The 8,770-nt window shown below is 48.5% G+C and carries 7 protein-coding genes and 1 pseudogene; 3 read left to right on the top strand and 5 right to left on the bottom strand.

The window, feature by feature from the left end:
- Window positions 1-1,142, top strand: a pseudogene (locus tag ICN40_RS11780) (lysine decarboxylase); the annotation flags it as partial.
- A gap of 45 nt (window positions 1,143-1,187) precedes the next feature.
- Here the strand turns inward: ICN40_RS11780 and ICN40_RS10875 are convergent.
- Genes ICN40_RS10875 through argH form a run of 3 tightly spaced genes read right to left on the bottom strand, consistent with a single transcriptional unit; the run spans window position 1,188 to window position 4,689 of the window.
- Window positions 1,188-2,717 carry a TRAP transporter large permease subunit gene (locus tag ICN40_RS10875; RefSeq protein ID WP_216243931.1) on the bottom strand — a complete coding sequence of 510 codons (1,530 nt, stop codon included), beginning with the start codon at window positions 2,715-2,717 and terminating at the stop codon, window positions 1,188-1,190.
- Window positions 2,714-3,265: a TRAP transporter small permease subunit gene (locus ICN40_RS10870; RefSeq protein ID WP_072583771.1), complete on the bottom strand. Its 552-nt coding sequence runs from the start codon at window positions 3,263-3,265 to the stop codon at window positions 2,714-2,716. Before ICN40_RS10870 ends, ICN40_RS10875 begins: the two co-directional genes overlap by 4 nt.
- A gap of 5 nt (window positions 3,266-3,270) precedes the next feature.
- Window positions 3,271-4,689, bottom strand: coding sequence for an argininosuccinate lyase (argH, locus tag ICN40_RS10865; protein WP_072583770.1), 1,419 nt, complete (start codon window positions 4,687-4,689; stop codon window positions 3,271-3,273).
- A 43-nt stretch (window positions 4,690-4,732) separates the two neighbouring features.
- Between argH and hemC the strand changes: the two genes are divergently transcribed.
- Both hemC and ICN40_RS10855 read left to right on the top strand, forming a co-directional pair.
- Window positions 4,733-5,698, top strand: a complete 966-nt coding sequence (hemC, locus tag ICN40_RS10860) for a hydroxymethylbilane synthase (RefSeq protein ID WP_216121321.1) — start codon at window positions 4,733-4,735, stop codon at window positions 5,696-5,698.
- Between the two features lie 23 nt (window positions 5,699-5,721).
- Complete coding sequence (locus ICN40_RS10855) at window positions 5,722-6,546, top strand: uroporphyrinogen-III synthase (RefSeq protein WP_072583768.1); 825 nt, start codon at window positions 5,722-5,724, stop codon at window positions 6,544-6,546.
- 16 nt (window positions 6,547-6,562) lie between these two features.
- Here ICN40_RS10855 and ICN40_RS10850 read toward each other — a convergent pair whose 3' ends face one another.
- Complete coding sequence (locus ICN40_RS10850) at window positions 6,563-7,135, bottom strand: chorismate lyase (protein WP_216243930.1); 573 nt, start codon at window positions 7,133-7,135, stop codon at window positions 6,563-6,565.
- Between the two features lie 2 nt (window positions 7,136-7,137).
- Window positions 7,138-8,649, bottom strand: a complete 1,512-nt coding sequence (locus ICN40_RS10845) for a DEAD/DEAH box helicase (protein ID WP_216243929.1) — start codon at window positions 8,647-8,649, stop codon at window positions 7,138-7,140.
- Window positions 8,650-8,770: the final 121 nt, after the last annotated feature.

The following is an 8,770-nucleotide window of genomic DNA, read 5'->3' as shown; positions in this document are numbered from 1 at the left end:
TTGGTTCGGATCGTAAGCGTACAAAGAAGAGTTTGATGTTCGCAACCCAGTCCACCCACAAGTTACTGGCTGGTTTATCCCAGGCATCACAGGTGTTGGTACAGGATGCTGAAGATAATAAGTTGGATCGTGATTGCTTCAATGAAGCCTACTTAATGCATACCTCTACCAGTCCTCAGTACGCCATCATTGCTTCATGCGACGTTTCTGCGGCCATGATGGAGTCTCCTGGCGGCACGACGCTAGTTGAAGAGTCTATTGCTGAAGCAATGGACTTCCGCCGCGCTATGCGTGAGGTAGATGATAAGTTTGGCGCAGACTGGTGGTTCAAGGTCTGGGGCCCAGATCATTTGGCGGAAGAGGGTATTGGCGAGCGCTCAGATTGGGTCTTGGAGCCATCAGCAGCTTGGCATGATTTTGGCAAATTGGCCAAAGACTTCAATATGCTCGATCCCATTAAGGCGACGGTTGTTACGCCTGGATTGGATATTGAGGGCAACTTTGGCTCTATGGGCATTCCAGCGAGCATCGTGACCAAGTATCTTGCTGAGCATGGCGTGATCGTGGAGAAGTGCGGTCTCTACTCATTCTTCATCATGTTCACGATCGGTATTACTAAAGGCCGCTGGAATACGCTTGTAACAGAACTGCAGCAGTTCAAAGATCACTTTGATAAAAATGCACCGCTCTGGAAAGTGCTACCTGAGTTTGTTGCCAAGCACCCGCGCTATGAGCGCGTAGGCTTAAAAGATATTTGCCAGCAAATTCATGAGTTCTATAAGAGCCGCAATGTAGCGCGCATGACTACTGAGATGTACACATCCGATATGGTGCCGGCCATGATGCCTTCAGAGGCATGGGCGAAGATGGCACATAAAGAAGTAGATCGTGTGCCGCTGGATCAATTAGAGGGGCGCGTAACAGCCATGTTAGTTACTCCCTATCCTCCAGGCATTCCATTGTTGATTCCAGGCGAGCGTTTTAACAAACGCATCATTGACTACCTCTACTTCGCTAGAGACTTTAATGAGAAATTCCCTGGATTTGAGACGGATATTCATGGGCTCGTTAAAGCCAGTATCGATGGTAAGAGTGAGTATTACGTGGATTGCGTAAGGCAAGAGCGCGACATTACTCTGTAATCAACTCATATTTTGTATTAAAACGCCTCGTACTTGCGGGGCGTTTTATTTTGCCGGCTTATCCAGCTGAAACGTCACCGGAGCATCCTCATCTACCTTGGTTGTGGATGTATCGGGCTTGCTTTCTTCCCCGGTGAAATTAAAGTCTTGGCTTTGAACTACAGCGGCAGGCTTATCTAGGAGAGTTGTAACTAAGGCCGGGAATACCATCACCAGCACAACCATTACTAACTGTAGACCTACCCAAGGCAGGGCACCCCAATAGATATCACTACTCTTCACTTCTTTCGGTGCTACACCTCTGAGGTAGAAAAGGGCAAAACCAAAAGGGGGATGCATAAAAGAAGTCTGCATATTCACACAAAGCATGACTCCAAACCACACTAGTGCTGCACTGGCTGCTGCTTGAGGATTGCCATTCATGGAATCGAGCAATACCGGTGAAAGTAATTTCACTGCTACTGGTGCCAACATTGGCACAACAATGAAGGCGATTTCGAAGAAGTCTAAGAAAAAGGCCAAAAAGAAAACAAACAAATTCACAACGATTAAGAATCCAATCCAACCACCAGGAAGATTAGAGAAAAGCTCTTCTACCCAGAAGCCACCATCTACTCCTTGAAACACAACAGAAAAGCAAGTAGATCCAATCAGAATAAAAACCACCATGGCAGTAATACGCATCGTGTTTTGATAGGCCTCTTGAATCAGTCCTTTGAGATTCGGAATGCTTGCGCGGCGCAGCCAAGCGAGAAGAAGTGCACCCATTGCACCCATGGCACCAGATTCTGTGGGCGTGGCAATGCCAGTCATGATGGTACCCAGAACCAGGAAGATCAGGACCGCTGATGGGATGATCCCCATGAGACATTTTTTCCAAAGTGCCCAGCCTTTGAGCGTGAGATCGCTTTCAGGTACGGGCGGTAGATAGTCGGGGCGAACACGACTCAGGAAGAAGGTATATAGGGCAAAGAGGGCGATCTGCAAAAGCGATGGACCCCATGCACCGAGATACATGCTGCCCACATCCGCACTGCCGCTTTGTGTTTTAAGTTGGTCTGCCAACACAATCAATACTAATGATGGGGGCACTAACTGTGTAATGGTCCCAGAGGCTGCTAAAACGCCCGTAGCGTAGCGCATGTTGTAGCCGTAACGCATCATCACCGGCAAGGAAATCATCGCCATAGCGATCACCTGAGCGGCGACAGTACCAGTGATAGCGCCCAAGATAAACCCAACGATGATGACGGAGTAACCAAGACCGCCACGTACGCGCCCAAATAGTTGGCCCATCGAGTCGAGCATTTCTTCTGCGAGGCCGCAGCGCTCTAAGATGGCGCCCATAAAAGTGAAGAAGGGAATGGCTAGCAGTAGATCATTGGCGAGCACGCTACCAAAGATGCGCTGCGGAATAGCTTGCAAAAATGGGATGCCAAAGAAACCCTCGCTAATCGCAATGGCTGAGAAAAATAATCTTGCAGCCATTAAAGAGAATGCAACCGGAAAGCCGATCAACATAAAGACGATCAGCCCACCAAACATCAAGGGCGGCATCCACTCTAATGGAATCATTGCATCGGCTTTTCGTAATGGAGGTCTTCGGCGGGGAGGGTTGTTTTGCCCTGCAAAGCGCCGATACGTTTAATGATTTCTGAAACGCCTTGCAGGCTCAGCATCAAAAATCCAAAGGGCACTACAAACTTAATGGGATAGCGCGCTAAGCCGCCAGAGTTCAGTGAATGCTCCATGACCAGCCATGATGGGTAAAAGAGCGTTGTCCAGGAGAGCCAAGCAAATAAGAGGCAGGCTGGCATTAAAAAGAACACCAAGCCAAAAAGATCAACCCACAAGCGCCCGCGATCAGAAAGCTGTGAGTAAATTAAATCCACCCTGACATGTTCATTACGTTTGAGTGTGTAAGATGTGCCGAGCATAACGGCTGCAGCAAATAGATACCATTGAAGCTCTAATGGCCAGTTGTTGCTGACGTCGAATCCATAGCGCAGCAGGGCATTGAGTGCTGACACGACACAAGACAGCAAAATCATAATGCTGGCTGCCTTGCCCAGAAGCTGGTTTACGTAGTCAATCCCTGCAGAGAGTTTGGACCAAAACCCCATGCACTTTAGAGGTCTGCGCGACCCCGTTTAATAGCAGCGAGAACCTGCTCTGGGGCGGTGCCACCAGCATGTTGGCGTGATTGCACTGAGCCATCAACGGTGAGTAATGCAAACACATCATCGCTAATCAGTTCAGGACGATTATCAAGACCGCATGCAAATCGAAGTTCTGAGAGACTTAAATCTGTCAGCATGCAGTTTCTGCCAACGCAAGCCTTAACGGCGTGTGCAACTGCTTCATGGGCATCGCGGAAAGCCAAACCTTTTTTAACCAAGTAGTCAGCCAAGTCGGTTGCTGTTGCAAAACCTTCTTCAGCTGCCTTCTTCATTACTTCTGCTTTCACTTCAATATGCGGAACCATGTCAGCAAAAATGCGCAAGGTATCTTGAACAGTATCTACTGCATCAAATAAAGGCTCTTTATCTTCTTGATTATCTTTGTTGTAAGCCAGTGGCTGACCCTTCATGAGAGTCAATAAAGAGATCAGATCGCCATATACACGGCCAGTCTTACCACGAGCTAATTCTGGAACATCTGGGTTCTTCTTTTGCGGCATGATCGAGCTACCAGTGCAGAAGCGATCTGGTAAATCAATGAAGCCAAAGCGGGGGCTCAGCCACAAGATTAGCTCTTCAGATAGGCGCGACACGTGCATCATCAAAATCGATGAGAAGGCACAAAACTCAATTGCAAAGTCGCGATCGGATACAGCATCTAATGAGTTATTGCAGATACCATCAAATCCTAAGGCCTTAGCTACTTGTTCGCGATCGATCGGATAGGTGGTTCCGGCTAATGCGGCCGCACCTAAAGGCAGGCGATTGAAACGAGCACGCAAATCCACTAAGCGACTGGCATCACGACTAAACATTTCAAAATAGGCCATCAAGTGGTGACCAAATGTAATCGGTTGCGCAACTTGCAAATGCGTGTGGCCAGGCATGATGGTGGCAGCATGCTTTTCAGCTAAATCCAATAGTGCAAGACGTAAAGACTTCAGGGTGACTGCAATGTCATCAACGTTGCTACGCAACCATAGGCGCAAATCCGTTGCTACTTGGTCATTACGTGAACGACCGGTATGCAAACGCTTGCCAGCATCGCCTACTAATGCGGTTAAGCGTGCTTCGATGTTCAGGTGTACATCTTCTAGCGCCAACTGCCAATTAAATTGTCCGGACTCGATTTCACTCTTAATTTGAGCCATACCCTTTTGAATATCGGCCAAATCTTGGCTGCTAATGATCTTTTGGGTAGCCAGCATTTCAGCATGGGCTAGGGAGCCGGCAATATCGACCATGGCAAAGCGTTGATCAAAGCCAATAGAGGCGGTATAACGCTGAACGAGTTCGTCGACAGGTTCTGCAAAACGGGCCGACCAAGCTTGGGCTTTGTTGGCTAAGGAATTATTTGATGAGCTCATAAACACAGTATATTGGTGTAGGTCTTTGATTATTTTAAATGTTATGTCGCCAACCCTGAATTCTTCCCCATCTGACGCTCCAAAGCGCCTCGTAATCGCTTCCCGTGAAAGTCGCCTAGCCATGTGGCAGGCTGAGCATGTCCAGGATTGCCTTAAAAAGCTCTATCCAGGCTGCGATGTCCAGATTTTGGGTATGACCACCCGTGGGGACCAGATTTTGGACCGAGCCCTCTCTAAAGTGGGTGGTAAGGGCCTTTTTGTGAAAGAGCTCGAAACCGCATTAGAGGATGGGCGTGCCGATCTAGCGGTGCATTCCTTAAAAGATGTCCCAATGGTGATGCCTGAGGGATTTGATCTTTCTTGCGTCATGGCTAGGGAAGATGCACGCGATGCCTTTGTTTCTAATGATTACGCCAGTCTTGAGGATCTTCCTCATGGGGCTATTGTGGGCACATCGAGTTTGCGACGTGAGTCAGTACTGCGCGCAAAGTTTCCACATTTGGTCATACAGCCATTACGCGGCAACTTAGATACTCGCATGAGCAAATTAGATCGAGGTGAATATCAAGCTATTATTTTGGCTGCTGCTGGCTTAAAGCGTTTGGGTTTAGAGTCCCGCATTCGTGCTTTTTTGCCATATGATCCCTACACTCCCGCTGCAGGCCAGGGTGCCTTAGGTATCGAAACTTTAAGCAAACATCCCAATATCAAACAGTGGCTTACTCCACTCAATGATTTGCCGACTTTGTTTGCTGTTTCTGCTGAACGTATGGTGTCTCGCCAATTAGGCGGGTCATGTGAAGTGCCGCTGGCTGCACACGCAGTATGGGATCAGAACCAAATGAACATTCGCTCTTTTGTAGCGAGTGTTGATGGCCAAGCAATTTGCCTGGCTAATGGTAGTGCTCAAGTGAAATCAGTTGAAGATGCCGAGGCCTTGGGCCTTGCAGTGGCAAAAGACTTGCTGTCACAAGGCGCCGCAGATTTAATTCCAGCACTTCCTAAGTAATACAAAGCGCAATCTTCGTCAGCATGAGCACCAAAACAATCATTGTTACTCGGCCTGCTGGTCAAGCGCGTCAATTGATTGAAGTGCTCACCAGGGCAATCGAGGCAAGCGGTGTAGGAAAGCGTAGTCTTCCAGAAATACTCTCTCTGCCTTTGCTAACGATTGTTCCAAAGTCGGATGGGCATTTAGCTGACCATATCGCTAGCACCCTGAGCGACGCAGATCTTGCCATCTTTGTAAGTCCTAATGCCATCGAGAGTGTGATGCGTTTATTGGAGCGAGATTGGCAAGATTTTTCTAAGAAGATTATTCCGATTGGTGTGATGGGTGGCAGCAGTCATCTTGCCCTGAGAAATCATGGCGTCGGATCGGAAGACAATCCCACTCCCATCATCATTCCAGGAAATAACGAAAACTGGGACTCTGAAGGTTTGTGGAAAGAGCTTCAATCCCTGAAATGGAATTGGCAGGGTAAAAAAGTAGTGATCTTTAAAGGTGAGGGTGGCCGTGATTGGCTGGCTGACACTTTGAAAAAGGCAGGGGCAACTGTGGAGGCTATTTCAACCTACACGCGCGTACCTTTGGATATTGATAACCCTGCTTGGCAACTTGTGCGAGAAATGGATTTGAGTAAATCACTTTGGTTGCTCACTTCTTCTGAGGCGGTGCGTTATCTCGGCGAAGTTATGAAAGACCAATTTACGCAAAACCTCAATGTCGCCAGTGCACTATGTCCACACCACAATATTGCGGATGCGGCCGAAATGATTGGGTTTGGTGAGGTCTTTACGAGTGAGCCAGGCGATGAAGCTTTGATCAAGTCAACCTTAGCTTGGCTGACAATCTAAAAGAAAAAGCGAATAACTAACGCTTTGCGGTCTGTAGTAAGGCAGGCAAGAAAATCTCATTTACCAAAATAGGATGACCCTTTAAGTGATAGAGGGTGCGTCTTGCCCATAAGGGTGAGTCCAAGCCAGCAAAGTGCTTAGAGCACTTTTTCCACAATTCACTGCTTTTATCTAGACGTGCAATATCGCGCGGTGGCTTGGCCTTGGAGTGTTTGCGAGTTTTGCTAAACAAGACTGCGCCCAAGGGCTTAGTGCCTAAGCGCAAGACCTGATGATTACTGCCACTGGAGCTGAGTGTTGGAATAACGCTGTGTGCCATCACTAAAGGAATGCCATTTGAGCAGAGCAGTACTTCACGTACTCTGCAGCGTCTGAGCTTTAAATGAAAATAGCGACTTTCGTCGCTATTAAGTGATTGAGGACAGTCGCGCAAAACCTGAACTTCTAGCTTTTGCCCAATTGCCTTCTCAATTTTTTGGGTGAGAGACCCTATATCGCTTAGCCAAGGTTGCCACTCGCGTGGCGCCCGATGGATTTCACCGGAACCGACTCGATTCCATGCAGAACGGAGACGATTACGGTGAATCATTTTTAGCTACCGCTAAAGCTGCGACGTTGACCGCCGGCCTTTGGTTTAGCAAAACGCGGGCCGCCTGCTGGACGTGAGTCACCAGAGCGTGCCGGACGTGAGTCAGCAGAGCGAGCTGGACGTGAATCGCCTGAACGACCACCACCAGCATTACCACCACCGAAGCCACCGCCAGAGCGAGACTCTGAGCGAGCGCCTGAGCCATAACGACCGCCGCCACCGCCAGAGCGATTGCCACCGCCGAAGCCACCACCAGAACGACCGCCACCAGAGCGATTGCCACCACCGCCACCACCAAAGCTTGGCTTGGCTTGTGGCTCAAGACCAGCGATGACTGAAGCAACGATATCTTGCTGTGTGAAGCGTTCGATATTGCGGATCTTCGCGCGATCACGATGTTCAACCAAAGTGATAGCAACACCATTGCGACCTGCACGACCTGTACGACCGATGCGATGCGTATAGTCTTCTGGTTTCATTGGCAAGCCAAAGTTAATCACGTGACTAATACGTGGCACATCGATACCACGAGCTGCTACGTCAGTCGCAACCAAAATCTTGGTGTGACCCTTACGTAAGGACTCGAGACGACGCATACGTACAGCTTGAGGCATTGCACCGTGTAGGGCAGTAGCTTCATAGCCATTGGCACGCAATGTGTCAGCAATTTTTTCGCTCTCAACCTGAGTGCTTGCAAACACAACCGCTTGATCCAAATCAGCATCAGCCAAAATGTGCTCGAGCAATTTATGCTTGTGTGACATGCTGTCAGCCCAATGTAACTTCTGTTCAATGTTGGCGTGCTTTTCACCTGCGTGAGCAAGTTCAATACGCTTGGCATCTGTAGTCAACTCGTTTGCTAAAGACATGATCTTTGGCGCAAAAGTTGCAGAGAACATTAAAGTTTGATTACGGCCTGCGCAACGCTTATCAATTGCCTCAAGGTCATCAGCAAATCCCATGTCAAGCATGCGGTCTGCTTCATCGATAACGAGTTGTTTAACATCATCTAAGCGAATTGCTTTGCTATCGCACAAGTCGAGCAAACGACCTGGAGTTGCAACAACTAACAACGCACCTTTCAATGCCTGGATCTGCTTGCCGTAAGGCATGCCACCCATCACAGTTGCAATACGGATACCTTTCATGCCACGAACTAAGTTCACTGCATCAGCGGCAACCTGTTGAGCCAATTCACGAGTAGGGCAGAGCACTAACACTTTAGGTTGTGCGCGACCTGGTACAGGTGAGTTGTTCGGGTTGTCTTCGATGAGTTGATTAATCAAAGGCAATAAAAAGGCTGCGGTTTTACCGCTACCGGTTTGGCTGCTGACCAATAAGTCACCACCAGCTAAAGCCGCAGGAATCACCTGAGCTTGCACGGATGTGGCTTGGGTATAACCCAGTTCAGCAACGTTTTTAAGGAGTGATGCCGCTAGGGCAAAATTCTGGAACTCAGTTCCAGTGCTCTTTGAGTCTTTCGACTCGTGATTAGTTTCTTTAGAAAAAGTCATGCTATTACACATCCCCTTTAAGGGATGTCTCCGTATGTTGCACCCATTGTTTTTTATAGGGTGCGATGGTCAAAGGCATCGACCATCAGACAAGCGGCAGCGCGTTTTGTGACTTCTGTGT

Source organism: Polynucleobacter sp. Fuers-14 (assembly GCF_018882045.1).
Classification (GTDB): domain Bacteria; phylum Pseudomonadota; class Gammaproteobacteria; order Burkholderiales; family Burkholderiaceae; genus Polynucleobacter.
Note: the sequence above shows the minus strand (reverse complement) of the source record. Positions and strands in the feature narration are given on the sequence as shown.

Excerpts from the sequence above, each read along its gene's own strand:
- ICN40_RS10850 (WP_216243930.1), bottom strand. The coding sequence starts at position 7,135 with ATGATTCACCGTAATCGTCTCCGTTCTGCATGGAATCGAGTCGGTTCC.
- ICN40_RS10870 (WP_072583771.1), bottom strand. The coding sequence starts at position 3,265 with ATGGGGTTTTGGTCCAAACTCTCTGCAGGGATTGACTACGTAAACCAG.
- ICN40_RS10845 (WP_216243929.1), bottom strand. The coding sequence starts at position 8,649 with ATGACTTTTTCTAAAGAAACTAATCACGAGTCGAAAGACTCAAAGAGC.
- ICN40_RS10875 (WP_216243931.1), bottom strand. The coding sequence starts at position 2,717 with ATGATTCCATTAGAGTGGATGCCGCCCTTGATGTTTGGTGGGCTGATC.
- hemC (WP_216121321.1), top strand. The coding sequence starts at position 4,733 with ATGTCGCCAACCCTGAATTCTTCCCCATCTGACGCTCCAAAGCGCCTC.
- ICN40_RS10855 (WP_072583768.1), top strand. The coding sequence starts at position 5,722 with ATGAGCACCAAAACAATCATTGTTACTCGGCCTGCTGGTCAAGCGCGT.
- argH (WP_072583770.1), bottom strand. The coding sequence starts at position 4,689 with ATGAGCTCATCAAATAATTCCTTAGCCAACAAAGCCCAAGCTTGGTCG.